Source organism: Bradyrhizobium sp. BLXBL-03 (genome assembly GCF_051853015.1).
GTDB lineage: Bacteria > Pseudomonadota > Alphaproteobacteria > Rhizobiales > Xanthobacteraceae > Bradyrhizobium > Bradyrhizobium manausense.
In genome coordinates, this window is sequence record NZ_CP182470.1 from 1,688,919 (window position 1) to 1,715,610 (window position 26,692).

Sequence of the window (26,692 nt, forward strand, 5' to 3'; positions counted from 1 at the left end):
CCGGAATCTCGAGCTGTGGGCCCCATCTCGACATTGCAGAAATGCGCAATCAGCAGATGGGGTTAGCCGCCCCGCTGATAATACCGCTACTGTGCATGGGGTTGTTTTCGACTTTTGGTGTGTCGGACCCCCGCGACTGACCAGACAAGGATGCAGAAGATGTCCGATCTCGCCGACCTCTATCCCGGCTTCGCCTCCGAATGGACCGACACCTCGTTCGGCCGCATCTTCGCCCGCGTCGGCGGCAAGGGGCCGCCGCTGCTGCTCTTGCACGGCTTCTCCGAGACGCATGGGATGTGGCACCGCGTCGCGCCTGAGCTCGCCGACCGGTTCACGCTGATCATCGCCGACCTGCCGGGCTATGGCTGGTCCGACATGCCCGAGAGCGATGCGCTGCACATGCCGTACAGCAAGCGCGCGATGGCCAAGGCGATGGTCGAGATGATGGAGCGCCTCGGCCACGTCCACTTCGCGCTGGCCGGCCACGACCGCGGCGGCCGCGTCTCGTATCGCCTGGCGCTCGATCATCCCGGCCGGCTGTCAAAGCTCGCCGTGCTCGATATCCTGCCGACCTATAATTACTGGGAGCGCATGAATCGCGCCTACGCGCTGAAGATCTACCACTGGACCTTCCTGGCCCAGCCCGCGCCGCTGCCGGAGACGCTGATCGCAGGACAAGGCGAATTCTTCCTGCGTTTCAAGATGGCGAGCCAGACCAAGTCGAAGAATCTGGATGCGATCGACCCGCGCGCGCTTGCGCACTACATCGCCCCGTTCCGCGATCCCGCCCGCATCCACGCGATGTGCGAGGACTACCGCGCCGGCGCCTATATCGACTACGACCTCGACAAGGCCGATTTCGAGGCCGGCAAGAAGATCACCGTGCCGATGCTGGCGCTGTGGGGCAACGCCGGCATCGCCCAGGCCGCCGCGACCCCGCTCGATGTCTGGAAGCAATGGGCCACCAATGTCGACGGCATGCCGGTCGACTCCGGCCACTTCCTCACCGAGGAGAACCCCGACGTGACCGCGCAGGCGCTGCGTACGTTCTTCTCGGCGTGAGCCACACCGTCATTGCGAGGAGCCCTTGCGACGAAGCAATCCAGCCTGTCTCCGCGGAAAGACCCTGGATTGCTTCGCTGCGCTCGCAATGACGGGGAGAGACCCCTACCGCCGCTCGCGAAAGAACTCCTTGAGCAGCCGCGCCGCCTCGCTCTCGCCGACCCCGGAATAGACGTCCGGGGCATGGTGGCAGGTCGGGGAGGCAAAGAACCGCACGCCTGACTCCACCGCGCCGCCCTTGGGGTCGGCCGCGCCGTAATAGAGCCGGCGGACCCTTGCAAAGGAGATCGCGCCCGCACACATGGTGCAGGGCTCCAGCGTCACGTAGAGGTCGCAGTCGATCAGCCGCTCGCTGCCGATCTTCTTCGCCGCCTCGCGCAGCGCAATGATCTCGGCGTGGCCGGTGGGGTCGTAATCGGTCAGCGTCCGGTTGGCGGCGGTGGCGATGACCTCGTAATTCCGGACCACCACGCACCCGATCGGAACTTCGCCCGCCTTTCCGGCATTTTCGGCCGTTTTGAGCGCCAAATCCATGAAGGAGGGAGCTTTCAAGCCTCGTATCATCCGAAGAAACCTGCTAGTAGCTGCGCCTTCAGCAGAAGTGCTTTACCTGATTTGCCTGAGCATGCGGCTCGAAACGAGCGCGCGCAATGCGTCTGGCCACCCCCGTAAGTGAGATTATTCATGCCTCGCGACAGCGACAAAGACAACGATTCCCGCGGCCGGCGAGGCCCGCCCAAAGGCGGCCGCAGCGGCAAGCCCCGTGGCCCCGAGAAGAAATTCGCCAAGCGCGGCTTTGAAGGCAAAAGCGATCGCGACAGCCGCCCGCCCCGCGGCGACCGCGACAGCCGCCCCTTCCGCCGCCGCGAGGAGGGCGACGCCCCGCGCCGCGATTTTTCCGACCGTCCCCGCTTCAGGCGCGACGATCGCAGCAGCGAGGCACGCGGCGAGCGCAGCTTCAAGCCGCGTGGCGACCGCCCGTTCTCCGATCGTGGATCGCGCGATGGCGAGAAGCGCTCCTTCAAGCCGCGCGGAGATCGTCCGTCCTATGGCCGCGACGACCGTCCGCCGCGCAGCCGCGATCGCGACGATGCGCGTCCCGCCGGTCGCTTCGGCGACAAGAAGTTCGGCGACAAGCGCCCGCGCGGGGACCGTCCGGAACGCAAGTTCGACGGCGAGCGGAAGTTTTCGCGCGACCGCGGCGAGCGCAGCGATTCAAAGCCGTGGCAGAAGCGCGACGATCGTCCGCATGGCGACCGTCCGCGCAAGAGCTTCGACAGGGATTTCGGCGGCCGCGATCGCAGCGAGGAAAAACCCTGGCGTCAGCGCGACGATCGTCGCGACAGCGGCCGCGGCGAGGACCGTCCGCGCTTCTCGCGCTCGCGCGACGATCGTGGGTCGGGTGACCGTCCGTTCCGAGAGCGTCCGAAATTCGATCGTCCGCGCGAGCGGCCGGAAGGCCGCATGGACTGGCAGGAGCATCCGCGCAGCGAAAGCCGCTTCCGCGACCGTCCGCGCCGCGACAACGAGGACGACGGCCGCATCTTCGAGAAGCGTCCGGCCTTCGGCGGCCGCGGCGCCTATCGCGAGCGCGAGCGTGATTTCGAGCGGCGTCCGCGCCGCGAAGAGGCGCCGAAGCCCAAGAAGGCCGGCGAGCGCATCGCCAAGGCGCTGGCACGTGCGGGTCTCGCCTCGCGCCGCGATGCGGAGGAGATGGTCACGCAGGGACGCGTCACCGTCAACGGCCGCGTCATCAACTCGCCGGCGCTCGACATCACCAAGAACGACGTCGTTCTGGTCGATGGCAAGCCGTTGCCGGAGCGCGAGCGCACGCGGCTGTTCCTCTATCACAAGCCGCGCGGGCTGATGACGACGCATGATGACCCCGAGGGCCGTCCGACCGTGTTCGACAATCTGCCCGAAGGGTTGCCGCGCCTGATCTCGGTCGGCCGCCTCGATTTCAATACCGAGGGCCTGCTGCTGCTCACCAATGATGGTGGTCTCGCGCGCACGCTCGAGCTGCCCGACACCGGCTGGCTGCGGCGCTACCGCGTTCGCGCCCATGGCGACATCACCCAGGCGCAGCTCGACCAGCTCAGGAACGGCATCGAGGTCGACGGCGTGAAATACGGTCCGATCGAGGCAACGCTGGAGCGCGACCAGGGCGCCAATGTCTGGCTGGTGTTCGCGATCCGCGAAGGCAAGAACCGCGAGGTGCGCAATGTCTGCGCCCATCTCGGGCTCGAGGTGAACCGTCTGATCCGCGTGTCCTACGGCCCGTTCCAGCTCGGCGAATTGCCGGAGGGCCAGGTCGAGGAAGTCCGCGCGCGCGTATTGCGCGAGCAGCTCGGCGACAAGGTGATCGAGAAGTCGGGGGCGCAGTTCGACGTAGCGAAGAAACCTGCCGAGGGTGATGCATCCGGCCCCAAGACGTCCAAGCGCGCCGTGATCGCCGACCGCAAGGGCCGCCGCGTGCTGGTGCAGCGCACCGGCAGCGAGGAGGCGCGCGAGCGCAACGAGGAAGAGGCGAGCGGCTACGGCCCGCCGCGCCGTCCCAAGCGCGGCTATCACGGCAAGCGCGATCTGACGCCGCGGGAGGACTAGCTTGCGTGTCGTCGGCGGTCGCTTGAAGGGGCGCAATCTCGCTTCACCGTCTTCGCGCGACGTCCGTCCCACGGCGGATCGCTTGCGCGAGTCCGTGTTCAACATCCTCGTGCACGCCTACGATGATCCGGTCTCGGACGCGCGCGTGCTTGACCTCTTCGCCGGCACCGGAGCGCTCGGCATCGAGGCGTCCTCGCGCGGTGCGAAGTTCACGCTGTTCGTGGACAATGGCGCGGAGGCGCGGGCGCTGCTGCGCAACAACGTCGAGTCGCTCGGCCTTGGTGGTGTCACCAAAGTCTATCGCCGCGATGCGACCGACCTCGGCCCCGCGCATCCCGTAGAGCCGTTTTCGCTGGTGTTTCTCGACCCGCCCTACGGCAAGGGTTTTGCGGAGAAGGCACTCGCGAGCTTGCGCGATGGCGGCTGGCTGACGCCTGGCGCGCTGCTGGTGGTGGAGGAGGCGAAGGCCGCGCAGTTCACGACTCCGGAGGGTTTTGAAGAGCTGGAGCGGCGGCCGTATGACGACACGGAGTTCGTGTTTCTGCGTAGGGCGGATTAGCGCAGCGTAATCCGCCATCGTCTCAACGGACGTAAAAGCGGTGGGTTACGCTACGCTAACCCACCCTACGGCACCGTCACCTTCGCCCGAACAGCTTCTCCACATCTGCAAGCTTCAGCTCCACGTATGTCGGCCGGCCGTGGTTGCACTGGCCGGAGTTCGGCGTCTCCTCCATCTCGCGGAGCAGGGCGTTCATCTCCTCGGGCCGCAGTCTGCGGCCGGCGCGGACCGAGCCGTGGCAGGCCATGGTGGCGGCGACATGCATCAGGCGGCGTTCGAGCGGCAGCGCCTCGTCCCACTCGGCCATGTGCTCGGAGAGATCGCGCAAGAGGCCGCCCGCATTGGTCTTGCCGAGCAGCGAGGGCGTCTCGCGCACCGCGATCGCGCCGGGGCCGAAGGATTCAATCGCGAGACCAAAGGAAGCAAGCTCCTCGCTGCGTTCGAGCAGCCGCTCGACCGTGGCCTCGTCCATCTCGACGATTTCGGGGATCAACAGGATCTGCCTCTGCACGCCGCTCTCGGCGAGTGACGCCTTGAGGCGCTCATAGACGATCCGCTCATGCGCGGCGTGCTGGTCCACGATGATCAGACCGTCGCGGGTCTGCGACACGATGTATGTCTCATGCAGCTGCGTGCGCGCCGCGCCGAGCGGGCGGTCGACGAGATCCGCGACAGGCTGCGCGTCGAACCGCACATCAGCGCTCGGCGCACCGACATCGAACGCAGCCTGCGCGCGTTCGGCGAAAGCGGGCGCGGCGGAGCCGTCGAATGTCGGCATCGAAGCAACCGGTGCAGACGGCGAAGCTCGCCAGTCCCAGCTTGCCGGTCGTGGCGGCGTGAAGGCGGGACGGAACGAGGACAAGGCGCTCTCGCCGCTATTGGCCGCGGTGCGGCGTCCTTCGCGCGCGAGACCTTCCTTCAGTCCGTGCACGATCAGCGCACGCACGAGGCCGGCATTGCGGAAGCGCACCTCCGTCTTGGCCGGATGCACATTGGCGTCGACCTCGCGCGGGTCGAGCGTCACGAACAGCGCCAGCACCGGATGGCGGTCGCGCGGCAGATAATCGGCATAGGCGCCGCGCACCGCCCCCAGGATCAGCTTGTCGCGCACCGGCCGGCCGTTGACGAACAGATATTGCCCGAGCGCATTGGCCTTGGTCAGCGCGGGGGCCGCGGCATAGCCGGCGACGACGACTCCCTCGCGCTCGGCATGGACCTCGAAGGCATGGCTGCGGAACTCAGCGCCCAGGATGTCGCCAAGCCGCGTCAGCCGTCCGGCCGCGCCGGGCAGTGCGGCGGCCCAGGTGACAGGCGCGCGCTCTTCGCCCGCGAGGCTGAAGGCGACGTCAGGCCGTGCCATAGCGAGGCGTCGCACCACCTCGCGGATCGCTTCGGCTTCGGTGCGATCGGTCTTCAGGAATTTCAGCCGCGCCGGCGTCGCGTAGAAGAGGTCGTTGACCTCGACGCGGGTGCCGTGCGCGAGCGCGGCCGGCATGATCTCGGACTTCTCGCCGCCCTCGACAGTGAGCGCCCAGGCATGCGGCTCGCTGGCATGCCGCGTCGTGATCGAGAGCCGCGCCACCGAGCCGATCGAAGGCAGTGCTTCGCCACGGAACCCGAGCGTGCGGATCTGAAGCAGATCCTCGTCGTCGAGCTTGGAGGTCGCATGGCGCTCGACCGCGAGCGCGAGGTCCTTCGCGGTCATGCCGCTGCCGTCGTCGGTAATGCCGATCCGCCGTCGGCCGCCGCTATCGGTGAAGACGTCGATCCGGCTCGCGCCGGCATCGATGGCGTTCTCGACGAGCTCCTTGACCACGCTCGCCGGGCGCTCGACCACCTCGCCGGCGGCGATGCGGTTGACGACCTGTTCTGGAAGCTGGCGGACGGGCATGGATTCGCTCAATGACGGCGCAGTTTATCTCCGCCGGAACGCAAATGCATGGGATAAGTCCCGCTACCCACATATCAGATCTGGATTTTCCGCACGCGCGTGTTCCTTGCCGCCGCATATGAGGAGCACGATTCCGCGAAAGTGCCGCGAAATTCCTAAACGATGACCACACGGTCGGGATTGCATCGCGAACGCGCCGTTCAGCTCTTTGCGCGATGGGGCGGTCCGGTCCAGACGAACGGCGTGGGGAACGGCCGAACCGCTCATCGCGAATAAAATCCAGGAGACATGGATGAAGTTGGTGAAGACCTCAGTGATCGCTTGCGCACTTTCCGCTCTGCTTGCGGGCCCCGTCCTTGCGCAAGGAATGTCATCTGACAGCAAGTTGCGAGGCGGCGCGCAAGGCAAGACGACGCAGGGCGGCGTCGCAGGCAACAGCGAGGAGGAGCTGGAAGCACAGTCGGGCGGCGCCAAACAGGCATGAAGCCGGCCAGGAGCCCCAAGAGCACGGTCGGGACGACAGGAAGTGCCGCGCACAAGGGCGCAACCGACGGCTCGGCTGCGGGCGGGGCAACCACCAACGGCAAGCGCTACTGACGCGCGAGATCTGAGTGAACGGACCTCCGGTCGCGTGTCGGCCGGAGGTTTTTTCGATCAATCGTCGAAGCGGCCGCCGCGGCCGGCCTTGACGTCGCTGCGGCGCTTCTTGCCGTCGAGGCGCCGCTGCTTGGAAGCAAAGGTCGGTCGCGTCGCGCGGCGCGGCGTCGGCCGGACCATGGCCTCGGTGAGGATCTCGACGAGCCGGTCGATGGCGTCCTGCCGGTTACGCTCCTGGGTGCGAAAGCGCTGGGCGTGAATGACGATCACGCCGTCCTTGGTCATGCGCTGGCCGGCGATGCGGGCGAGCCGGATCATCGCATCCTCCGGGATGGTCAGCTTGCGCGTGTCGTAGCGCAGCTGCGCCGAGGTCGAGACCTTGTTGACGTTCTGCCCGCCCGGGCCGGAGGCGCGGACAAAGCCGATCTCGATGTCGTCCTCGTCGATGACGAGATCGCGGGATATCCGCAGCATGATGGCACCATTCGTGATGCCCCGACATATCGCGGAACGTCCATGTTCGGCAATGGTGGGATGGCGGAAACGCAAATGGCCGGGGCGAGCCCCGGCCATTCAGGAAAACGTCAGCGGACGTCAGTTCGACTTCGTCGCCGGTGCCGCCGCCGGCTGCGCAGCAGCCTGCGGTGCGCGGCCGACGATGACCGTCAGGAGCCCCTGGCTCCACAGCCGCTTGGCTGCGGCCTTGGCATCGTCCAGGGTCACGGCATCGACGATGGCGTTGCGCTTCTCGATATAATCGATCGGCAGCTTGTCCTGCTGATATTGCAGCAGCGCCTGCGCGAGCTTTGAGGAGGTGTCGAGCACCAGCATCTGCGAGCCCTTGAGGTAGGACTTGGCCTCGTCAAGCTCCTTCTGGGTCGGACCCTCGTCGGCGATACGGCGGACCTCTTTCTCGATGGCATCCATGGTGTCGCCGGCACGGTCGGCGCGGGTGCCGGTGTTGCCGATGAAGATTCCCGAATGTTCCATCCACAGCAGCGATTCGAACACTGAATAAGCCAGTCCGCGCTTCTCGCGGACTTCGCGATAAAGCCGCGAGGACAGGCCGCCGCCACCGAGGATATGGTTGACGACATAGGCCGCCATGAAATTCGGATCGTTGCGCATCACGCCGGGACCGCCGAAGGTGATCACGGTCTGCGGCACGTCTAGCGGCACGAAGGCGCGCTGCGGTGGCTTTGCAGCCTCGACGTCGGGAACCGGCGTCAGAGTGGCTTTGGCAGGCAAGCTGCCAAACGTGTGGTCGAGCAGTTTGCCTAAGGTCGCCGGATCGACGTCGCCGACCACGGCGATCTTCAGCGTGTCTCGGGCGAGGATGCGGCCGACATAATCCTTCATGTCCGCGACCGTGATGGTCGGCACGCTCTCCAGCGTGCCGTTGGTCTGTCGTCCATAGGGATGATCGCCGAAGGTCATCTCCAGGAATTTGCGGCTCGCGAGCGAGCTCGGGTTGGTGGTGTCGCGGCGCAGGCCCGAGACGACCTGCGAGCGGACGCGCTCGACATCGGCCGTATCGAAATGCGGCGAGGTCAGCGCGGACCGGAGCAGGTCGAAGGCTTCGTCCTTGTTGTCGCGCAGCATGCGCAGGCTGCCGCGGAAGGTATCGCGGGTGGCGCTGAACGAGAGCTCGATGGCGCGGCGGTCGAGCCGCTCATGGAAGGTCTTGGAATCGAGATCGCCCGAGCCTTCGTCGAGCAGGTCGCCGACCAGATTGGCGACGCCGGGCTTGTCCTTGGGATCCTGCGCCGAGCCGCCGGCAAAGGAATATTCCATGGCAATCAGCGGCACGGTCGCGTCCTGGACGAACCATGCTTCGATGCCGCCCGGCGACACCAGGTGCTGGATCTTTGCTGCCGCCTGCGACGGCGAGACCGCGGCGAGCGCGAGTGCAGCGCCCGTGACGAAGGAAAGCGCGACCTGGCGCGCGCGAAGGATAGGATAGGTCACGAACGCTTCTCCTCGCGCTTGGCAGCGGTGCTGGTGTCCTTGATCAGATAGCCGGTCACCGAGCGATTCTTCTCGATCCATTTTTGCGCGGCCTCACGGACCTGCTCGGCGGTGACGGCGCGGATGCGGTCGGGCCAGCTTCGGATATCCTCGATCGACAGGCCCGTGGTCAGTGCGCCGCCATACCAGCGCGCCAACACCGCCTGGTTGTCCTGGGCGTAGATCGCTTCCGCAATGAGCTGGGTCTTGACCCGCTCGAGATCCTCGGCGCGGATCGGGTTTTGCGCAACGTCGGCGACCACGCGGTCGATCGCCTGCTCGACTTCGGTGAAGCTGACACCTGATTTCGGCGAGGCCGAGATCGCGAACTGGGTCGGATCGAGCGAGATGCTGGAATAGCTGGCGCTGGCCGAGACTGCGAGCGGCTTGTCGACGACGAGCGCGCGGTAGAGATAGGAGTTGCTGCCGCCGCCCATCAACTGTGCGAGCACGTCGAGCGCAGCGCTTTCGCCAGCCGCGGCCGTCGTCGCCGAGGGCACCAGATAATAGCGGCGCAGGCTCGGCTGCTCGACGCGCGGGTCGGACAAGGTGACGGTGCGCGGCGCCGCAGGCTCCGGCTCCTGCGGACGAATGCGACGGGCAGGGATCGACGGTTGCGACGGGATCGGACCGAAATTGCGCTCGACCAGCGGGCGCACATCGGCGGCCTCGACATCGCCGGCGATGACCAGGATCGCATTGTTCGGCGCGTAGAACCGGCGATAGAAGGCCAGCGCGTCCTCGCGATTGAGCTTCTCGATCTCCTGGTGCCAGCCGATCACCGGACGGCCGTAGGGATGGTTGAGATAGAGCGCCGCCATGATCTGTTCATTGAGGCGCGCGTCGGGGCTGTTGGCAACGCGCATGTTGTACTCTTCGAGCACGACATCGCGCTCGGGCAGCACGTTCTCGTCCTTGAGCACCAGCCCGGTCATGCGATCGGCCTCGAACTCCATCATGGTCGGGAGCTGCTCCTTCGGCACGCGCTGGTAGTAGTTGGTGTAATCCACCGAGGTCGAGGCGTTCTCGTTGCCGCCGACGCGGAGCACGGTTTGAGAAAACTCGCCGACGGGATGCTTCGACGTGCCCTTGAACATCAAATGTTCGAGGAAGTGGGCGAGACCGGATTTGCCGGGCGTCTCGTCGGCCGAGCCGACCTTGTACCAGATCATCTCGGTGACCACGGGCGTGCGGTGATCCGGGATCACCACGACCTGAAGGCCGTTGGGAAGCGTGAAGCTCGCGGGCGGTGCCGAGGTGACCGTCGTCTGGGCGAATGCGCTGCCGACGTCGAGGGCAGATGTCGAGAGCAGCGCGGCGAAGAGGCAGGCAATCGATCGGTGTGAGGACATCACGATCCTTGTGAAAGCCCGGACCCTGATGACGTCCAGGCGTGAAAGCACGGCATGCTACACCGCGCGGCTTTGGGCTTCGGGTCACGAAGCAGAGAACGCGGTCGAGTTGTACTTAAAAATAGGTCATCTGCCGCATCCGGCCTACACCGGACGATTGCGGCATGTGCGCGCCTGCGGGCGACGGACAAGGAGCTTACTGCTCCTTCTCCTTACCCGATCGGACGTCGAAATAGGTCTTCCGCGTCGTATCCTCTCCGGAGCCATAGGCGTAGCTCGGCGAGGGGGTCTGATATCCGGGCGGCGGCTCCACCAGCGATTGGCGCGGCGGCTCGCTCGTAAACTGCTTGGATTCGGGCCCGCTGCCCTTGAACAATTTCCACAGACCGCCGGTGTAACCCATCTCGGCCGGGCTCATCGTCGGGCTGTTGGGGTTGCTGCCCGGCGGGGGCGGCTCATTGTTGGCCTGCTGGGGGCCCGATTTGTGCGCGTTCAACTCGGCCGGCGACAGCGGCTGGCCAATTTTCCAGAACTCGTTTGCCTTGGTGCCGCTCACCTTCTTCCGCTGGGCGATGGCCTCCTGGCGACGCTTCTCGTCGGGATCCTTCGGCCAGTTCGGCGCATTCTTGGCTTCCGTGCCGGCGGGCGGCGGCAGGTCCAGCTTGGGCGGAACCACCAGCGGCGACCGCTCGCGGTACTCGATGCCCTTTTTCTCCATGCTCTTGGCGCCGAGGCCCGACATCAGATTGTCGATGAGCTTCTCTTCGAAGGTCATGTCGTCGTCATCATCGTCGTCGCCGGCGCGGACCGGGCCCGCCGCCATGACAAGACCGATGCCGAATGCGACAGCCGACAATTTCAGCGCCAGCCAAAGGCCCCGTCGGGAGTCTCGACCCATCGAACCGCCGGTCTCGAAGCTGCGCATACCTGTACCTGTTCCATATTGTGGCAGTCTGATTGTAGCAATCTTGCCGCGTCCCGCGCGGCCACGCCTCGCCAAGCAAGGTTCCGCCTCCGGCCCGTATCGGCCGGGATCAGGGCGCTTTTGCGGCGGGTACCCCAAGGAAGGAATCATACAATAGGGCCGCCACCCCAGCAACGATGGCCACGTCAGCGAGGTTGAAGACGTACCAATTGTAGGTACTTCCGCCGATTTCGATGTGGAATAGGGCGAAATCGACCACTGCGCCATAGGCAAAACGGTCGATGCCATTGCCAATGGCGCCGCCGATGATCAGTCCCAGCGCGACGGTGGCGAGCCGGGTCTGCGACCGCGCCATCCAGATCGCGAGCGCAATCACCGCGAGGACCTTCACCGCCATCAGCGCGATCTGCGCCGACTGGCTGTCGTCCTGCAGCCAGCCGAAGCTGATCCCGATGTTCCAGGCCAGCACCAGGTCGAAGAACGGCGTCACCTTCACGACGCCCTTGCGGGCGAGGTCGAACCCGTTCAGCAGCCAGAGCTTCGAGGCCTGATCGGCCACGAGTGTCAGCACGGCCGCGATGATGCCGGCGCGGAGCGGGGTCATCGACCGGATCAAAAGCTCGCGCCCAACGCCTTCCATTCGCGCAGCGCCTTGGCGTCGCGCGGGGTGACGTCGGGATATTCGGCGTCCTCGCCGACCGTGGGCGAGATCTTCCAGGAGCGGGCGCATTTGGTGCCGACGGCCTTCTCGACCACCACCGCGACGCCGGGCACCGCATCGAGACGGAACGCATTGGCCGGCGCCTCGCCCTCGCGCACCTCGTAATTCGAGGTGATGCAGATCTCGGCGAGATCGGTGTCGAACAATGTCGCCAGCATGTCGCGGTCGGCGACATAGATCACCGGCGAGGCCTCCAGCGAGGAGCCGATGTTCTTGGCGGCGCGTTCGAGCTCGAGCGCGCCGGTGACGACGCGGCGAATGTCACGGATCGTCTCCCACTTCGCGGCGAGCTTGTCGTCGCGCAGCTTTTCCAGGCCTTCCGGGAACAGCGTCAGATGCACCGACGGTTCGGCATCCGGCCGGTACATGCGCCAAGCCTCTTCCGCGGTGAAGCTCAGGATCGGCGCCAGCCATTTCAGGATCGAATCGCACAGCAGGTCGATCGTGGTCAGCGCCGCCTTGCGCGTCAGCGAGGACGGCGGATCGCAATACAGCGTGTCCTTGCGGATATCGAAATAGAACGCCGACAGCTCGCTGTTCATGAAGGCGGACAAGGTCGCGACCACGCTCTTGTAGTCGAATGTCTCATAGGCCTTGCGGACCAATTCGGCGCGGAGCGCGAGCTCGTGCAGCATCAGCCGCTCGAGCTCCGGCATATCGGCGGGCGCAACGGCGTCGGCGGGCTTGTAGTGATGCAGCGTGCCGAGCATCCAGCGCACGGTGTTGCGCAGCTTGCGGTAGGTCTCGACCGTGTTCTTCAGGATCTCAGGGCCAATGCGCTGATCGTCGGTGTAGTCGCAGGACGCGACCCAGAGCCGCAGGATGTCGGCGCCGGATTCCTTGATGACGGCCTGCGGCTCGATGGTGTTGCCGAGCGACTTCGACATCTTGCGGCCGTCCTCGGCCTGGGTGAAGCCGTGGGTCAGCACGATGTCGTAGGGCGCACGGCCGCGCGTTCCGCAGCTCTCCAGCAGCGAGGAGTGGAACCAGCCGCGATGCTGGTCCGAGCCTTCCAGATACATCACGGTGTCAGCGCCGCCGTCGACCTTGCGCTTGATGCCTGATAGCCCGGGGAAGTGCACGGGGTCTTCCAGCACGAAGGCGTGGGTCGAGCCGGAATCGAACCAGACGTCGAGGATGTCGTCGACCTTCTGCCAATCCTCGTGGGCACGCGGTCCGAGGAATCGCTCGCGCGCCCCCGTCGCGTACCAGGCGTCGGCGCCTTCCTGTTCGAAGGCATCGCCAATGCGGGTGTTGACCGCCTCGTCCTGGAGGATCTCGGCGGAGCCGTCGCCCTTCTCGCGGACGAACACGGCAATCGGCACACCCCAGGCGCGCTGACGCGAGATCACCCAGTCGGGGCGTGCCTCGATCATACCGTTGATGCGGTTCTCGCCGGAGGGCGGCACCCATTGCGTCACCGAGATCGCGTGCAGCGCACGGGCGCGCAGGGTGTCGCCGGGCTTGGTCTTGCCGTCAACCGCGATATCCTTGTCCATCGCGATGAACCATTGCGGCGTGTTGCGGAAGATCACCGGCTTCTTCGAGCGCCAGGAATGCGGATATTGGTGCTTGAGCCGGCCGCGCGCGAGCAGCTTGCCGCCCTCGATCAGCGCCCTGATCACGGCCTCGTTGGCGTCGCCTTTCTCGCCCTTGTCGTTGATGACCCGCTTGCCGGTGAAGCCCGGCGCCTGAACGGTATAGGCGCCGTTCTCGTCGACAGTGTAGGGGATCGCACTGTTGATGCCGCGGGCATCGAGCTCACGGGTATTCGCCATCCAGACGTCGAAGTCCTCGCGGCCGTGGCTCGGCGCGGTGTGCACGAAGCCGGTGCCGGTGTCGTCGGTGACGTGGTCGCCGGCGAGCAGAGGCACGGTGAATTCATAGCCGCCGGCGAGCCCCTTGAGCGGATGGGCGCATTCGATCGCGTCCATGGTGTCGCCGGGGATATCGCGGACCTTCTCGAAAGCGGTCACGCGCGCCTGCTTGAACACTTCTGCGGCGAGGGCGTCAGCCAGGACCAGGAGATCGCCGCTCTTGGCCCAATTGTCCGCAGGCGCATCCGTCACCTTGTAGAGGCCATAGGCAATCTTCGGCGAGAACGAGATGGCGCGGTTGCCGGGCAAGGTCCAGGGCGTGGTGGTCCAGATCACGACACTGGCCGAAGCCAGGGCGCCATGCGCCGGCGAGGTCACCGGGAATTTCACCCAGACCATGTCGCTCGTGTAGTCCTCGTACTCGACCTCGGCCTCGGCCAGCGCCGTCTTCTCGACCACGCTCCACATCACCGGCTTGGAGCCGCGATAGAGCGTGCCGTTGGCGGCGAACTTCATCAGCTCGCGCGCGATCTGGGCTTCGGCCGGATAGTTCATGGTGGCGTAGGGATGGGCCCAGTCGCCGATCACGCCGAGACGCTTGAACTCCTCGCGCTGCACGTTGAGCCAGTGCGTTGCATACGCGCGGCACTCTTTCCGGAAATCGATCATCGCGGCACTGTCGCGGAAGTCGGGCTTCTGCTTGCCCTTCTTGCGATAGTTCTCCTCTTCGACCTTCCACTCGATCGGCAGGCCGTGGCAGTCCCAGCCGGGCACGTAGTTGGAATCGAAGCCGAGCATCTGCTGGCTCTTGGTGACGAGATCCTTGAGGATCTTGTTCAGCGCCGTGCCGATGTGGATGTTGCCGTTGGCATAGGGCGGGCCGTCATGCAGCACGAACTTGTCGCGGCCCTTCGCGGTCTCGCGCAGCTTCTCGTAGAGGCCGATCTCGTACCAGCGCTTGAGGATCTCCGGCTCGCGCTGCGGCAGGCCGGCGCGCATCGGGAATTCGGTCTGCGGCAGGAACAGGGTCTTGGAATAGTCCTTGGCTTCGGACTTTGCGGACTTTTGCGGCTTTTCGGACATGAGGCTGACTGGCTCGGAATGGCGCGGGAACGGATGGCGATGCGGAATCGCGGGGTGAAACGACAAGATCCCGGTCTTGCGCCGAGCCTTGAGGCTCAGGCGGAAGCCGGGCTGCTAATCCCTATGATGCGCCGCGCAAACATGGGCTCTCCATAGCAGGGGGCCAAGGGAAGCGCAAAAGGTAGAAGCGCAAAGGTCCGGCGGGCCCGGTTTGGGCCCTCAATCGACGGTCCCGAGCCGTGGAAATGCGTCCGGGGCCGCCGCCAGCATGGCGCGGGCCCGAGCGGAATCCTCGTCCATCTGGCGGATCAGGGCGTCGATATCGCCAAATTTCAGCTCCTCGCGGATGAAGCCGACAAAGGCGCAGTCCAGCGCCTGCCCGTAAAGGTCGCCGTTGAAGTCGAACAGGAAGATTTCCAGCAGCGGGGCGCCATTATCGAAGGTCGGGCGGCGGCCGAAGCTCGCCACCCCGTCCAGCCGCTCGGATCCCCGGCCGACCCGTACGGCGTAGATGCCGTGTTTCAGGCCGCAATTGGCATCGAGCCGGATGTTGGCGGTGGGATAGCCGAGGTCGCGGCCGCGCTTTTCGCCATGGATGACCTCGCCGGTGATGAACCAGGGCGCGCCCAGCATGGTGGTGGCCTCGTCGATGAGCCCCTCGGCGAGTGCGATCCGGATGGCGCTGGAGGAAACCGGCCGCTCGTCGATATCGACATGCGGCTGCACGTCGACCTCGATGCCGAGGCGGGGCGCCTCGTTGACCAAAAGGCTCGGCGAGCCGACCCGCCCCTTGCCGAAATGGAAGTCGTAACCGACCGCAATGCCGCTGACGCCAAGGCGCCCGATCAGCTCATGATGAATGAAATCTTGCGCACTGGTCCCGGCTCTCGCCTTGTCGAAGGTCATGACCACGGCGCCCGCGAGCCCGGTCCCGGCCAGCAACCGCAGCTTGGCGCGCTCGTCCGTCAGGCGGAATTGCGGGGTGTTGGGGCTGAAAAACCGGCGCGGATGCGGCTCGAAGGTCAGCGCCAGGGCAGGGCGGCCATGCGCCCGGCCCATTTCTAGGGCCGCCGCAATGACAGCCCGGTGGCCGAGATGGACCCCGTCGAAATTGCCCATGGCGACCACCGCGCCGCTCAGGATGGCGGAATCCGGCGTGGAATCGCGGATAACGGTAAATTGCGGGGCCATCAGGAGAATTCTCGAACCGGCGGGACCGGCCGCGACCGTGGCGTGACCCGGCCGATGAAGTCAAGCGGGGCGCGGCTGCCGCAAGGAACCCGATTTCGATCGCTCGTGGGCCGCCGCAGTTAACGCGCTGTTTAACGCCTTGATGCTACTGCTTGGGAGATGGAACTGAGGGGCCCCGCCTGTCGGGTCCGAATTTGAATATTCCTAGGTATGCGTTGGGGGAGTCGAGATGGCGGTTGATTTGTCGATGCCGGTTCTGGTGGTGGATGACTATAGCACCATGATCCGTATCATCCGGAATCTGCTGAAGCAGCTTGGCTTCGATAATATCGATGATGCCAGCGACGGCTCGGCGGCGCTGAACAAGATGCGCGGCAAGAAGTACGGGCTCGTGATCTCCGACTGGAACATGGAGCCGATGACGGGCTACGACCTGCTGCGCGAAGTGCGCGCAGATCCCAACCTCGCCACCACGCCCTTCATCATGATCACGGCGGAATCGAAGACCGAGAACGTGATCGCGGCCAAGAAGGCCGGCGTAAACAACTACATCGTCAAGCCGTTCAACGCGGCGACGCTGAAGACCAAGATCGAGGCGGTCTTCCCGGACATGGCGAGCGCGTAAGCGCGCGTCAAAGCCATCAACTGATTTTGGAAAAGCCCGGGCGATTGTCCCCGGGCTTTCTGCGTTCATTCCGTCATTCCGGGGCGGTGCGAAGCACCGAACTATGGTGCGCAATTGCGCACCTGAGAATCTCGAGGTTCCGGGTTCGCGCCTTGCGCGCCCCGCAATGTCGTTTCAGAAAATCACCACTTCAATTCGCGCATCAGCGCCTTCGGCGGGTGGCCGAACAATTCCAGCACCGACTTCGGATCGAGCTGGTCGAGGCCCTCGAACTCCTCGGCATGGATGCCGCGGGTGACGAACAGGCAATCGATACCGAATTCGCGCGCGCCGGTGAGGTCAGTCCGGACGGAATCGCCGATCGCCAGCACCTTTTTCCGGTCGATCGGGTGGCCCTGGCGTTCGCCGGCCAGCGCCATCGCGCGCTCATAGATCGGCCGGTGTGGCTTACCGTAGAAGATCACTTCGCCGCCGAGCTCGCGGTACAGCTCGGCAATGGCGCCGGCGCAATAGATCAGCCGGTCGCCACGCTCGACCACGATATCGGGGTTGGCGCAGACCAGCGTCAGCTTGCGTTCGCGCGCTTTCAGCATCATGCCGCGATAATCTTCCGCGGTCTCGGTCTCGTCGTCGTAGAGGCCGGTGCAGACGATGTAGTCGGCCTCTTCCAGCGGCGCAGTCGTCGCATCGAGGCCGCGATAGATCGAATTGTCGCGCTCGGGGCCGAGCCAGAACATCTTGCGGCCGGGATGCTCGGCGACATAGAGCCGCGTCAAATCGCCGGAGGAAACGATGGCGTCGTAGGTTTCGTCGGCGACGCCGAGCTTGCGCAATTGCCGCTGCACGGAGTCGGCCGGGCGCGGTGCGTTGGTGATCAGGATCACCGTACCGCCATGGCTGCGATAAGTGTGCAGCGCCTCGCAGGCCTCGGGGAAGGCTTCCAGGCCGTTATGGACCACGCCCCAGATGTCGCTGAGCACGACATCCACTCCACCCACGAGCTCGCGCAGGCTTTGAGCAAAATGCAGCGTGGTCATGACGTGCGCGGCCGATCAGATGCGGCGCGCGAGCGCCGCGTTGCCGGTGATGCGCTGCGACGGTGCGGCAGGCGGCGCAGCTGACACTGCGCCTGAGCTCGTGCCTGGGCTTGAGGTACCGGGGCCATTGGATCCCTGAATGTCTTGCGCCTGGTTCGGCGAGGTCCCGCCGGTAGCAGATGCCCCTTCAGGCCGCAATGGCCGGGGCGGCGCGAACAAAAAGCCCTGGCCGAACCGCACGTCATAGTCGAGCAGGTCGACCACTGCGCGCTCGCCCTCGATCCGCTCCGCGATCAAATCGATCCCGAAGCGGCCGAGCAGGTCGGACAGGTCGGAGGGGTGAATGTCCGAAGTCGAGGCCTGCTTCGGGTCGAGCAGGAGTGACGCCGGAACCTTGATGAAGCGGACGCCGCGGTCGGCAAGCTCGCGCGGCTCGATCCTGAGGTCCGTGACATGGTCGATCGAGAAGCGGAAGCCGCGCTGCGCCAGCGCCGCCAGATTCTCCGTCTCGGCCGGACCAAGCGCGCGGAAGGTCGATTGCTTGAACTCCAGCACCAGCGACGACGCCAGCGCGCGATTGGCCTCGAGGAAATCCAGGCATTGCGCAAAGGTGGTGGAATTGCCGAGCGTCGAAGCCGCGACGTTGCAGAACACGCCGACATCCTTGTTGCGCACCATCAGCCGGCGCAGCACCTGGACACAGCGCAGCAACACCATGTTGTCGATCCGCCCGATGAACCCGGAGGCCTCGGCGAGGCTGATGAACTCCTCGGCGGCAATCAGCTGATCGCGCTCGTCGCGCAGCCGGGTCACGGCTTCGTAGAACCGGACCTTGCGCTGCGGCAGCGTCACCATCGGCTGCAGGAAGATGTCGATGCGGTTCTCGTCGATGGCGCCGCGCAACGTCGCCAGCATCTGGGTCTGGTTGCGGCCGTTGACCGCATGAACGGCGCTGGCGGTCTGGGGCGGGACCGGCGGCGTCGGCCGCGGCGGTGCGGCAGGGAGCGGCGGAGGAGCGGCCGGCCGCTCATCAAAGGGCGCAATCAGGTCGATCGGTGCTTCCGCCGCCGGCCTTGCGACCGGAGCAGGGGCCGGCGCATGACCGGCCAGCAGGTCCTCATGGCTCGATACCGTGGCGGCAAGCTGCCGGACCAGCCCGCCGAGCTCGTTGATCTCGCCGACCACCGACTGGACCCGATCGGAATTGGTCGAGTTGGACGAGGCGATGCGGCCCTCCATCGCGGCGAGCCGCCGCCCGAACTCGGCCACCTGGCGGGCGAGGTCGGCGGTGCCGCGCGACAAGTCGGCGATCTGGCCGCCGACGTCGCTGCGGTCGCGCAGCCGCATCGACACCGCGTTGTAGAGGATCAGGAAGGTCAGCGCGGTCAGCGCCACGATCGCGGATTCGGTTCCGTTGATGCCGGCGACCGAGTAGAGCACGAGCCCGAGCGATGCCGCGACCAGGACCATGCAGATGGCGATGAAGATCGTCGAAATGCGAATCATGCCGCGCGTTACGCCTCAAGAGCTGACTGCCTCACCCGGGAAAACACGGGCTGCCATTCGCAGCCGTCGCGCCTCATGCTCCCCCAAGCGTGCATGACCTTAACATCATTGTTGATTCGAGGGGATAGCACTGCGCAGGCGTGCGGGAGTTGGTCAGGACTGCGCGGCGGCGCCGACTGTGTCGGCCGAGACCGCCTCGCGGCTGCCGAGCGGCTTGGGCGGCCCGGTCGTCGTATCCCGCAGGGTTTGTCGTTCGATCTCCGAGTTCAGCTCGGCACCGAACATGACGACGATTGCCGACATCCACATCCACATCATCAGGCCGATCGCAGCTCCAAGCGAACCGTATGTCGCGTTGTAATTGGCGAAGGCCGACAGATACCAGGACAGCAGCGCGGAGCCTGCGATCCAGAGCAGGGCGGCCGTGAGCGCGCCGATGCTCAGCCACTCCCAGCGCGGCGCGTCGCGGCTCGGCGCGAAGCGGTAGAGGATGGCGAGCGCCACCAGCAGGATGAGAAACAGCAGCGGCCATCGCGCCAGCGCCACGATCAGCTTGCTCTCCGGTGCAAGGCCGAGATGATCGAGCGCGAGCGGGAAGGCGACGACAGCGGCCACCATCAGCAGGAGCGCCACGATGCCGCCGACCGTGAAGGCCAGCGACACCAGATTAAGTTTGATGAAGCTGCGCTTCTCGCGTTCCTCATAGGCGACATTGAGGGCGTCGAAGATGGATTTGACCCCGGCATTGGCGCTCCATATCGCCAGCACGAGGCCGAACAGGAAGGTGGCGCCGAGCGCCGTATTGCCCTTGGAGACCACGCGCGCGACCTGGTCCGCGACGATCTGGAACGAGCCCTCCGGCAGCATCGTCGCCAGCGTCTGGAGATTGCCGCTGATGGTCGAGGGATCGGCGAACAGTCCGTAGGAGGAGACCAGCGCGGTCACCGCGGGAAAGATCGCGAGCAGTCCGAAGAACACCACGCCGCCGGCTGTCGCCAGCAGACGATCGTCGTCGATGCGCTGATAGGTGCGCCAGAAAATATCCTTCCAGCCAGCCCAGGGGATTTTGAACGGGCTGGTCGAGCGGCGGCCATGGCCGGGCTGCATGGCGGCGCTTGCCGGGTTCGTTTCCGGTGAATTCGCCTCGTTGCTGCGACGATCTTCTGATGGTCCCGGCCGGATGAACCCGGACTCCTGAAAATAGCGCTCTGCGGTCAGCACGAACACGGCTGTGGCGGCCACCAGCAGCCAGCTGTCGAGCTGCTCGGTCTGCCGCGCCGGCATCATGCGTCCTGGCTGCGGGCGGGGCGCCGCCGGCGCGCCGCGGTGAAGCCGACCAAAGTGAGAGCCGCAAGCATCAAGCCTAGCTGCACCGGCCTGACGGTGCGAGCCGAAGAACCATTGCTCTCATGGCCGCGTTCGCCCGGTGCGAGCGGCGCCAACGGAATCGTCGTCGCCACCTCCTTCACCGCCTGCTTGACCGTTCCGCGGGGGATCCGTGGCGTCGCAATCGCCACGCGCATCCGGCTGGCGAGCGGCACGATCGGCTTGGTCCGGCGGTTCATTTGCGCCATCGCCACCCCGGCGCAGATTGCTGCCAGTACCAGCAGCACCGCTGCGACGGCACCAAAGCCCCAGAATTGCCCGTAGCTGATGGCGACCCAGCGATACAGCGCGACCAGGCCGACGAAGAAGGCCGCGATCACGAATAGACCGGCCACCGCGAACAATGCCGCCGCAACCGCATAGGACGTCACCCGTCCGGTGGTCTGGCTGGCGCGATCACGCAGGTAGGACCGCGCGGCGCGCTTGAGATGGTTGAGTTTCAGCGCCATGCCGGCGCGTAGCAATTCGCCCGATGGCGCGAGCATGCGGACACCCTCCGAGAGCGAGAAGTTCGTCGGGGAGTGAACGTGGCGGAATTTGACTTGTTCCGTTGCGCGCGTTCGATCAGCCGAGATCGGCGGCCGCGATCCAGAACACCTCGCCCTCGGAATCCTCGGTGTCGAGCCAGAGCAGGGGCAGTTCCGGAAAGGCCTCGTCGACCAGCTCGCGGCCGCGGCCGATCTCGCAGATCAAGCCGCCATCGCCCGTCAAATGATCGGGCGCATCGCGCAGGATGCGGCGGACCACATCAAGACCGTCGGCGCCGCCGTCGAAGGCGAGCTTGGGCTCGGCCCGGCATTCCGGCGGCAATGCCGCCATGCCTTCGGCATCGACGTAGGGCGGGTTGGTAATGATCAGGTCGTATTTGTTATCCCCGAGCGGCGCGAACAGATCGCCGCGGTGGAGCGTGATCCGCTCGTCGAGGCCATGCTCGCCGACATTGCGTGCGGCGACTTCAAGCGCGCCCTTGGAGATGTCGACTGCGTCGACCGTGGCATCAGGGAAATGATACGCAGCGAGGATCGCAAGGCATCCCGAGCCGGTGCAGAGATCGAGCACGCGCTCGACGGCGGCGGGATCGTCGATCAGCGATCCCACCTCGCCGTCGCCGCCGAAATGCGAATCCAAGAGCTCGCCGATGAAGGAGCGCGGAACGATGACGCGCTCGTCGACATAGAAGGGCAGGCCGCGCATGTAGATCTTGTTGACGAGATAGGCGGCCGGTTTGCGCGTCGTGACGCGCCGGTGGATGAGATCGAGCAGGGTCTTGCCTTCCGCCGCGGTGACGCGCGCGTGGGCAAAGCTCTCGAACTGGTCGGGATGAAGATGCAGGGCTTCGCAGACCAGGAAGGCGGCTTCGGCGACCGGATCGGTCGTGCCATGGGCAAAAGCGAGCTTGGCTTCGACAAAGCGGCTCACCGCATAGCGGACGAAGTCGAGCAGAGTGAGAAGCTCGCCGGGTCCCACTTTCGCAAGTTTCGGCGCGGCGCCGCCGCGCGCGGTCTTTTTCGCAACTCTCGCCATCAGGATTTGGTCCAGCGTGCAGCGGCCTCCTTGTCACGGGCATGGGCCTCGACCCAGCCGGTGCCGGTGGCGCTCTCTTCCTTCTTCCAGAACGGGGCGCTGGTCTTGAGATAATCCATCAGGAACTCGGCGGCTTCGAACGCCGCCCTTCGGTGTTGCGAGGCGGTCAGCACCAGCACGATGTTCTGGCCGGGCTCGAACCGCCCGACACGATGAATGACCGTGACGCCATTCAGCGGCCAGCGCGAGATGGCCTCGTCGACATGGCGCTTGATCTCTGCTTCCGCCATGCCGGGGTAATGTTCGAGCGTCAGCGCCGCGATCTTGGACCTGTCCTCGTCGGCGCGGCAGATGCCCGAGAAGCTGACGACCGCGCCGATGTCGGTGCGGCTCTTGGTCAGGACCGCGATCTCGCGCGCAATGTCGAAATCGTCCTGCTGGATGCGGATGGCGACGGGGCAGGTGGTGGCAGCGGAGCTCATGGCCTAGCCGCCGGTCATTGGCGGAAAAAACGCGATCTCGCGGGCACCGGCGATGGCGGCGTCCGCCTTGACATGGGCGTGGTCGATCGCGGTGCGGATCACCTTCGGCTTCTCGAAGGCATAGGCGTAGGCTTCGCTTTGAGCGGACAGCCAGGCGATCAGCTCCTCGACGGTGCGTACGGTCGCGGGCGGGTCGATCGTCTCCTCGGCCTTGCCGACGCGCTCGCGCACCCAGGCGAAATACTTCAGCTTCATCCCTCATCCTCCTTGATGAGGTGGTGGATGCCGGCGCGGAAATAATCGTAGCCGGTGTACATGGTCAGGATCGCCGATGCCCACAGCAGGCCGAGGCCGATCAGCGAGACCACGGGGACGACCTCGTCACCGGCGGGACCTGCGAGCAGGAAGCCGATGGCGACGAGCTGAACAGTCGTCTTCCACTTGGCGAGCTTGGTCACGGGCACGCTGACGCGGAGCGCCGCGAGATACTCACGCAGGCCCGAGACCAGGATCTCGCGGCACAGGATCACGATGGCGGCCCAGAGCGACCAGCCATGAATGATACCGTCGGCGGCCAGCATCAGGAGGCACGAGGCGACCAACAGCTTGTCGGCGATCGGGTCGAGCATCCGGCCGAATGCCGATGCTGATTCCAGATGCGGGCATAATAGCCGTCGAGATAATCCGTGACCGCCGCGCCGATGAAGATCGCGACCGCGACCCAGCGCAGCCACAACGGATAGTCCATGATCGACTGCGCATAGATGCATCCGACCACGACCGGGATCGCGGCGATCCGGCCATAGGTCAGGATGTTCGGGAGGGACATCGCGCGGCTGGTCGTCCCTCGTGTCGTGGCGATGTTCATCCGTCCTACCAATACCGCTCAAGCCTGAAGGTCAACCGTCCGTCCCAGATGGGGTACAGGATGCGACGACCATATGACTACCGCCCCTTTAGTTCACCCCGGCTGGGGATGGAAATAGTCGAATATCCTGCGGGCGCTCTCGGCGCTCACCCCAGGAACCTTGCCGAGATCGGCGATCGAGGCCCGTTCGATCTCCTTCAGGGTTCCGAAATGATGCAGCAAGGCACGTTTGCGTGACGGGCCGATGCCCGGAATCTCCTGCAAACCGGCCTCGCGAATGTCCTTCTTGCGCAGCTTGCGGTGCGAGCCGATGACGAAGCGGTGGGCCTCGTCCCGCAGGCGCTGGATGAAATAGAGCACGGGATCGCGCGGCTCCAGCTTGATCGCCTCGCGCTCCGGCATGAACAGGGTCTCGCGGCCGGCATCCCGGTCCGGCCCTTTGGCGACCGACATCAGCGAGACCTGGGTCAGGCCGAGATTGGCAAAGATTTCCCTGACAGCATTGAGCTGGCCGCGGCCGCCGTCGATGATCACGAGGTCGGGCCATTGCGGGAAGTCGTCGTTCCCGGCTTTGGCCGCGCTTTCCTCAGGCGGATTGATCAGGCGCTTGAAGCGGCGCTCCAGTACCTCGCGCATCATGGCGAAGTCGTCGCCCGGCGTGATCCCTTCCGATTTGATGTTGAACTTGCGGTACTGGTTCTTCACGAAGCCATCGGGGCCCGCGACGATCATGGCGCCGACCGCATTGGTGCCCTGGATATGGCTGTTGTCGTAAACCTCGATGCGCTTGGGCGCATGCGGCAGGTTCAGGGTCGTGGCCATGGCGTCGAGCAGGCGGCTCTGGGTTGCCGTATCGGCGAGCTTGCGGCCGAGCGCCTCGCGCGCATTGGTCAACGCGTGGGTGACGAGCTCCTTCTTCTCGCCGCGCTTGGGCGCTGTCACCTCGACCTTGTGGCCGGCCTTGATCGACAGCGCATTGGCGAGAAGCTCCATCTCCTCGATCTCGTGCGAGAGCAGGATGGTCTTCGGCGGCGGCTTGTCGTCGTAGAACTGGGCGAGGAAGGAGCCGAGCACCTCCTCAGGCGTATAGCTCTTCTCGGCACGCGGAAAATAAGCGCGGTTACCCCAGTTCTGGCCGGTGCGGAAGAAGAACACTTCGACGCAGGAGAAGCCGCCTTCCTGGTGGATGGCGAACACGTCGGCTTCTTCCACCGTGCGCGGATTGATGCCCTGCTGCGACTGGATCGCCGACAGCGCGGCGAGGCGGTCGCGATAGAGCGCTGCGCTCTCGAACTCGAGCTCACCGGCGGCTTTCTCCATCTCGGCGGCAAGCTCCTGCTTCACCGCATGGCTCTTGCCGGAGAGGAAGTCGGTGGCTTCGCGCACCAGCGTCGCATAACCGCCAAAGTCGATCTCGCGGGTGCAGGGGCCGGCGCAGCGGCGGATCTGGTACAGCAGGCAGGGCCTGGTGCGGCTCTCGAAAAAGGAGTCCGTGCAGGAGCGGATCAGGAACGCGCGCTGCAAGGCCGTGATGGTCCGGTTGACCGCGCCGGCGGAGGCGAACGGGCCGAAATACCGCCCGGGCCGGGTCTGCGCGCCGCGATGCTTGAGGATCTGCGGCGCCCAATGGTCGCCGGTGATCAGGATATAGGGAAACGACTTGTCGTCGCGCAGCTGCACGTTGAAGCGCGGCCGCAGCTGCTTGATCAAATTGGCTTCCAGCAGCAGCGCCTCGGTCTCGGTCGTGGTCGAGACGATCTCAACGGTCACCGTGGCCGCGATCATGCGCAGGATGCGCGCCGGCAGCGGCGCGCTCTGGCGCGCGTAGCTCGACAGGCGCTTTTTGACGTTCTTGGCCTTGCCGACATAGAGCACGTCGGCGTTCGCACTGAGCATGCGATAGACCCCGGGCGAGGTCGGCGCGAGCCGGACCGCGCGCTCGATCGCCTCGTGACCTGAGGCCAGCGGCTCGTCGCCGATCGCGCCGCTCTCTTCCAGAATATCGGGCAGCCGCGCATCGTCCTCGTCGTCGCCGCCGCTGGTGGCGGGATCGAGGTCCGGCGGCGCCGTGTCCTGCGCCGTGTCTTGCGCCGGGTCTTGGGGTGGGGCGTCTGTCGCGGCCTGCCGCGTTTTGCGCGCGCGTGCCTCGCCCGGCTTGTCGGGGGAATCGTGAACCATTGTGCGAATTTAGGCGCTGGGGGGACCGATTTGAAGTTCCGGCCATGCCGCGCGCACAGGATGGCGCGCAGTTCCCGGTAACGCTTCCTTAAGTCTGTTAACAGCGCGGTAAGGGGTCTTAACAGCCCTTTAACTTAAAACTCTCGATAAATCCTACGCGAAATAGTGGTGGTTCCGTAACCATTGGCCTGGCCCGGCGGTGCGGGCATCGCGTCCGGTTACGGCGGTTGCGTTGGAGTGTGGAATGAAGAGGCTCGTTGTGGGCGCGGCTGCGTTGGTTGCGGCCGGCTGGACAGCTTCGGCAGGGGCCGCCGATCTCAATTACGGGCAGCGAGCGCCCTATACGGTCAATCAGCCGCTCAATGCCTATAGCTGGGCCGGCCCGTATCTCGGCGCCAATCTCGGTTACGAATGGGGCTCGGTAAGCAACAATCCCGCAAAGCCCTCCGGCTTCGTCGGCGGTGTGCAGGCCGGCTACAATTTCCAGAACGGTCCATGGGTGTTCGGCGTCGAGGGCGACATCCAGGCCGCAGGTGCCGATGACACCTTCGCGCCGTGGAAGTTCTCCAATCCCTGGTTCGGCACCCTGCGCGGCCGCGCCGGCTACGCCTTCAGCAACGTTCTGGTCTACGGCACCGCCGGCCTCGCCTTCGGTGAGCTGCGCGCGCAGACTTTCGGCTGGACGGAATCGCACACGACGGCCGGCTGGACCGCCGGCGTCGGTGCGGAAGTCGGCCTTGCGCCGAACTGGAGCGCGAAGCTCGAATATCTCTACATCGATCTGTCGTCGAGCCTGTTCGCAATTACAGGCGTGTCAAATGGCTATAGCGCCAGCGTTGTGCGCGCAGGCGTGAACTATCACTTCTGACAGCCAAATAAGAAAATACCGGACAATAGCCTCCCGGCCGCTCGCGGCCGGGACTTTTTTGCGTCAGGTTTTTTAAGGTCGGGTCGCTACGAAAGGATCACGAGATTGACCGCTTTCGGCCCCTTCCCCTTCTTGTCCGGCTCGACTTCGAACGTGATACGCTGTCCTTCGGCAAGGTCCTTCAGTCCCGCCCGCTCCACGGCGGTGATGTGAACGAAGACATCGCGACCGCCGTCGTCCGGCTTGATGAAGCCGTAGCCGCGTTCGCCGTTGAAGAACTTGACCGTTCCCGTATTGGCCATCGGGAAACTCCCCCTCATTGCTCCTCCGTCGCAACGCAGACGCGCGTCGCGACATGACCGGGCCTTACGAAGCCCGGGAGAGCTGGCCATCCTCGGGCGGACCCATC

At 65.4% G+C, this 26,692-nt stretch carries 24 protein-coding genes and 1 pseudogene; 6 read left to right on the plus strand and 19 right to left on the minus strand.

Annotation, left to right across the window (positions count from 1 at the left end; genetic code table 11):
* Positions 1–159 precede the first annotated feature (159 nt).
* On the plus strand, positions 160–1,062 hold the full coding sequence (locus tag ACNJX9_RS08075) for an alpha/beta fold hydrolase (RefSeq protein WP_439408389.1): 903 nt from the start codon (positions 160–162) through the stop codon (positions 1,060–1,062).
* Between the two features lie 105 nt (positions 1,063–1,167).
* On the opposite strand, the gene ACNJX9_RS08080 is transcribed toward ACNJX9_RS08075, so the two are convergent.
* Positions 1,168–1,626 carry a nucleoside deaminase gene (locus ACNJX9_RS08080; RefSeq protein WP_057741698.1) on the minus strand — a complete coding sequence of 153 codons (459 nt, stop codon included), beginning with the start codon at positions 1,624–1,626 and terminating at the stop codon, positions 1,168–1,170.
* Positions 1,627–1,746: 120 nt separating this feature from the next.
* Between ACNJX9_RS08080 and ACNJX9_RS08085 the strand changes: the two genes are divergently transcribed.
* Positions 1,747–3,666, plus strand: a complete 1,920-nt coding sequence (locus tag ACNJX9_RS08085) for a pseudouridine synthase (protein WP_439408390.1) — start codon at positions 1,747–1,749, stop codon at positions 3,664–3,666.
* A gap of 1 nt (position 3,667) precedes the next feature.
* Positions 3,668–4,225 carry a 16S rRNA (guanine(966)-N(2))-methyltransferase RsmD gene (gene rsmD / locus ACNJX9_RS08090; protein WP_439408391.1) on the plus strand — a complete coding sequence of 186 codons (558 nt, stop codon included), beginning with the start codon at positions 3,668–3,670 and terminating at the stop codon, positions 4,223–4,225.
* Positions 4,226–4,301: 76 nt separating this feature from the next.
* Here rsmD and mutL read toward each other — a convergent pair whose 3' ends face one another.
* The gene (mutL, locus tag ACNJX9_RS08095) at positions 4,302–6,116 is read right to left on the minus strand and encodes a DNA mismatch repair endonuclease MutL (RefSeq protein ID WP_439408392.1); all 1,815 of its coding nucleotides are present in this window, start codon (positions 6,114–6,116) and stop codon (positions 4,302–4,304) included.
* Positions 6,117–6,408: 292 nt separating this feature from the next.
* Here mutL and ACNJX9_RS08100 point away from each other — a divergent pair, with 292 nt between their 5' ends.
* On the plus strand, positions 6,409–6,600 hold the full coding sequence (locus ACNJX9_RS08100; protein WP_439408393.1) for a hypothetical protein: 192 nt from the start codon (positions 6,409–6,411) through the stop codon (positions 6,598–6,600).
* Between the two features lie 170 nt (positions 6,601–6,770).
* On the opposite strand, the gene arfB is transcribed toward ACNJX9_RS08100, so the two are convergent.
* From arfB to ACNJX9_RS08135, 7 genes are all read right to left on the minus strand, one after another.
* Positions 6,771–7,187, minus strand: a complete 417-nt coding sequence (arfB, locus tag ACNJX9_RS08105; protein WP_057741683.1) for an alternative ribosome rescue aminoacyl-tRNA hydrolase ArfB — start codon at positions 7,185–7,187, stop codon at positions 6,771–6,773.
* A 120-nt stretch (positions 7,188–7,307) separates the two neighbouring features.
* Positions 7,308–8,681, minus strand: coding sequence for a M16 family metallopeptidase (locus ACNJX9_RS08110; RefSeq protein WP_439408394.1), 1,374 nt, complete (start codon positions 8,679–8,681; stop codon positions 7,308–7,310).
* Positions 8,678–10,072 (minus strand): M16 family metallopeptidase, encoded by a 1,395-nt coding sequence (locus tag ACNJX9_RS08115; protein WP_439408395.1) that lies wholly within the window; start codon positions 10,070–10,072, stop codon positions 8,678–8,680. Before ACNJX9_RS08115 ends, ACNJX9_RS08110 begins: the two co-directional genes overlap by 4 nt.
* A gap of 196 nt (positions 10,073–10,268) precedes the next feature.
* Positions 10,269–10,997, minus strand: a complete 729-nt coding sequence (locus ACNJX9_RS08120; RefSeq protein ID WP_057741672.1) for a hypothetical protein — start codon at positions 10,995–10,997, stop codon at positions 10,269–10,271.
* Between the two features lie 109 nt (positions 10,998–11,106).
* Positions 11,107–11,601, minus strand: a complete 495-nt coding sequence (gene lspA, locus ACNJX9_RS08125) for a signal peptidase II (RefSeq protein WP_439408396.1) — start codon at positions 11,599–11,601, stop codon at positions 11,107–11,109.
* Between the two features lie 8 nt (positions 11,602–11,609).
* On the minus strand, positions 11,610–14,618 hold the full coding sequence (ileS, locus tag ACNJX9_RS08130; RefSeq protein ID WP_439408397.1) for an isoleucine--tRNA ligase: 3,009 nt from the start codon (positions 14,616–14,618) through the stop codon (positions 11,610–11,612).
* 219 nt (positions 14,619–14,837) lie between these two features.
* Positions 14,838–15,809 (minus strand): bifunctional riboflavin kinase/FAD synthetase, encoded by a 972-nt coding sequence (locus ACNJX9_RS08135; protein ID WP_439408398.1) that lies wholly within the window; start codon positions 15,807–15,809, stop codon positions 14,838–14,840.
* A 229-nt stretch (positions 15,810–16,038) separates the two neighbouring features.
* Between ACNJX9_RS08135 and ACNJX9_RS08140 the strand changes: the two genes are divergently transcribed.
* Positions 16,039–16,434: a response regulator gene (locus ACNJX9_RS08140; protein ID WP_027551917.1), complete on the plus strand. Its 396-nt coding sequence runs from the start codon at positions 16,039–16,041 to the stop codon at positions 16,432–16,434.
* Positions 16,435–16,616: 182 nt separating this feature from the next.
* Here ACNJX9_RS08140 and ACNJX9_RS08145 read toward each other — a convergent pair whose 3' ends face one another.
* The 9 genes and pseudogenes from ACNJX9_RS08145 to uvrC all read right to left on the minus strand — a co-directional run bounded on the left by ACNJX9_RS08145 (position 16,617) and on the right by uvrC (position 25,415).
* On the minus strand, positions 16,617–17,471 hold the full coding sequence (locus ACNJX9_RS08145; protein WP_439408399.1) for a TIGR01459 family HAD-type hydrolase: 855 nt from the start codon (positions 17,469–17,471) through the stop codon (positions 16,617–16,619).
* Positions 17,472–17,486: 15 nt separating this feature from the next.
* A complete protein-coding gene (locus ACNJX9_RS08150; RefSeq protein ID WP_439408400.1) occupies positions 17,487–18,977 on the minus strand; it encodes an EAL domain-containing protein in 1,491 nt (496 codons plus the stop codon).
* 153 nt (positions 18,978–19,130) lie between these two features.
* Positions 19,131–20,261: a YihY/virulence factor BrkB family protein gene (locus ACNJX9_RS08155; protein ID WP_057741980.1), complete on the minus strand. Its 1,131-nt coding sequence runs from the start codon at positions 20,259–20,261 to the stop codon at positions 19,131–19,133.
* On the minus strand, positions 20,261–20,848 hold the full coding sequence (locus ACNJX9_RS08160; RefSeq protein ID WP_439408401.1) for a phage holin family protein: 588 nt from the start codon (positions 20,846–20,848) through the stop codon (positions 20,261–20,263). Before ACNJX9_RS08160 ends, ACNJX9_RS08155 begins: the two co-directional genes overlap by 1 nt.
* Positions 20,849–20,927: 79 nt before the next feature.
* Positions 20,928–21,887, minus strand: coding sequence for a 50S ribosomal protein L3 N(5)-glutamine methyltransferase (prmB, locus tag ACNJX9_RS08165; RefSeq protein WP_439408402.1), 960 nt, complete (start codon positions 21,885–21,887; stop codon positions 20,928–20,930).
* Positions 21,887–22,369, minus strand: coding sequence for a molybdenum cofactor biosynthesis protein MoaE (locus tag ACNJX9_RS08170; RefSeq protein WP_439408403.1), 483 nt, complete (start codon positions 22,367–22,369; stop codon positions 21,887–21,889). The genes prmB and ACNJX9_RS08170 overlap by 1 nt, the downstream gene beginning before the upstream one ends.
* Positions 22,370–22,372: 3 nt before the next feature.
* Complete coding sequence (gene moaD / locus ACNJX9_RS08175; protein WP_057741647.1) at positions 22,373–22,624, minus strand: molybdopterin converting factor subunit 1; 252 nt, start codon at positions 22,622–22,624, stop codon at positions 22,373–22,375.
* Positions 22,621–23,237, minus strand: a pseudogene (pgsA, locus tag ACNJX9_RS08180) (CDP-diacylglycerol--glycerol-3-phosphate 3-phosphatidyltransferase). The gene moaD and the pseudogene pgsA overlap by 4 nt, the downstream one beginning before the upstream one ends.
* Before the next feature lie 93 nt (positions 23,238–23,330).
* Complete coding sequence (gene uvrC / locus ACNJX9_RS08185; RefSeq protein ID WP_439408404.1) at positions 23,331–25,415, minus strand: excinuclease ABC subunit UvrC; 2,085 nt, start codon at positions 25,413–25,415, stop codon at positions 23,331–23,333.
* A gap of 244 nt (positions 25,416–25,659) precedes the next feature.
* Here uvrC and ACNJX9_RS08190 point away from each other — a divergent pair, with 244 nt between their 5' ends.
* Positions 25,660–26,283 (plus strand): outer membrane protein, encoded by a 624-nt coding sequence (locus ACNJX9_RS08190; RefSeq protein ID WP_439408405.1) that lies wholly within the window; start codon positions 25,660–25,662, stop codon positions 26,281–26,283.
* Positions 26,284–26,369: 86 nt separating this feature from the next.
* Here the strand turns inward: ACNJX9_RS08190 and ACNJX9_RS08195 are convergent, their stop codons facing one another.
* Entirely contained in the window at positions 26,370–26,585 is a 216-nt protein-coding gene (locus ACNJX9_RS08195; RefSeq protein ID WP_027534220.1) for a cold-shock protein, read from the minus strand.
* Positions 26,586–26,692 lie beyond the last annotated feature (107 nt).

What these genes read in the sequence shown, in the direction of transcription:
- ACNJX9_RS08075 (WP_439408389.1), top strand. Translation starts at nt 160, where the DNA reads ATGTCCGATCTCGCCGACCTCTATCCCGGCTTCGCCTCCGAATGGACC.
- ACNJX9_RS08080 (WP_057741698.1), bottom strand. Translation starts at nt 1,626, where the DNA reads ATGATACGAGGCTTGAAAGCTCCCTCCTTCATGGATTTGGCGCTCAAA.
- ACNJX9_RS08085 (WP_439408390.1), top strand. Translation starts at nt 1,747, where the DNA reads ATGCCTCGCGACAGCGACAAAGACAACGATTCCCGCGGCCGGCGAGGC.
- mutL (WP_439408392.1), bottom strand. Translation starts at nt 6,116, where the DNA reads ATGCCCGTCCGCCAGCTTCCAGAACAGGTCGTCAACCGCATCGCCGCC.
- ACNJX9_RS08100 (WP_439408393.1), top strand. Translation starts at nt 6,409, where the DNA reads ATGAAGTTGGTGAAGACCTCAGTGATCGCTTGCGCACTTTCCGCTCTG.
- arfB (WP_057741683.1), bottom strand. Translation starts at nt 7,187, where the DNA reads ATGCTGCGGATATCCCGCGATCTCGTCATCGACGAGGACGACATCGAG.
- ACNJX9_RS08115 (WP_439408395.1), bottom strand. Translation starts at nt 10,072, where the DNA reads ATGTCCTCACACCGATCGATTGCCTGCCTCTTCGCCGCGCTGCTCTCG.
- ACNJX9_RS08120 (WP_057741672.1), bottom strand. Translation starts at nt 10,997, where the DNA reads ATGCGCAGCTTCGAGACCGGCGGTTCGATGGGTCGAGACTCCCGACGG.
- lspA (WP_439408396.1), bottom strand. Translation starts at nt 11,601, where the DNA reads ATGACCCCGCTCCGCGCCGGCATCATCGCGGCCGTGCTGACACTCGTG.
- ileS (WP_439408397.1), bottom strand. Translation starts at nt 14,618, where the DNA reads ATGTCCGAAAAGCCGCAAAAGTCCGCAAAGTCCGAAGCCAAGGACTAT.
- ACNJX9_RS08135 (WP_439408398.1), bottom strand. Translation starts at nt 15,809, where the DNA reads ATGGCCCCGCAATTTACCGTTATCCGCGATTCCACGCCGGATTCCGCC.
- ACNJX9_RS08140 (WP_027551917.1), top strand. Translation starts at nt 16,039, where the DNA reads ATGGCGGTTGATTTGTCGATGCCGGTTCTGGTGGTGGATGACTATAGC.
- ACNJX9_RS08145 (WP_439408399.1), bottom strand. Translation starts at nt 17,471, where the DNA reads ATGACCACGCTGCATTTTGCTCAAAGCCTGCGCGAGCTCGTGGGTGGA.
- ACNJX9_RS08150 (WP_439408400.1), bottom strand. Translation starts at nt 18,977, where the DNA reads ATGATTCGCATTTCGACGATCTTCATCGCCATCTGCATGGTCCTGGTC.
- ACNJX9_RS08155 (WP_057741980.1), bottom strand. Translation starts at nt 20,261, where the DNA reads ATGCCGGCGCGGCAGACCGAGCAGCTCGACAGCTGGCTGCTGGTGGCC.
- ACNJX9_RS08160 (WP_439408401.1), bottom strand. Translation starts at nt 20,848, where the DNA reads ATGCTCGCGCCATCGGGCGAATTGCTACGCGCCGGCATGGCGCTGAAA.
- prmB (WP_439408402.1), bottom strand. Translation starts at nt 21,887, where the DNA reads ATGGCGAGAGTTGCGAAAAAGACCGCGCGCGGCGGCGCCGCGCCGAAA.
- ACNJX9_RS08170 (WP_439408403.1), bottom strand. Translation starts at nt 22,369, where the DNA reads ATGAGCTCCGCTGCCACCACCTGCCCCGTCGCCATCCGCATCCAGCAG.
- moaD (WP_057741647.1), bottom strand. Translation starts at nt 22,624, where the DNA reads ATGAAGCTGAAGTATTTCGCCTGGGTGCGCGAGCGCGTCGGCAAGGCC.
- uvrC (WP_439408404.1), bottom strand. Translation starts at nt 25,415, where the DNA reads ATGGTTCACGATTCCCCCGACAAGCCGGGCGAGGCACGCGCGCGCAAA.
- ACNJX9_RS08190 (WP_439408405.1), top strand. Translation starts at nt 25,660, where the DNA reads ATGAAGAGGCTCGTTGTGGGCGCGGCTGCGTTGGTTGCGGCCGGCTGG.
- ACNJX9_RS08195 (WP_027534220.1), bottom strand. Translation starts at nt 26,585, where the DNA reads ATGGCCAATACGGGAACGGTCAAGTTCTTCAACGGCGAACGCGGCTAC.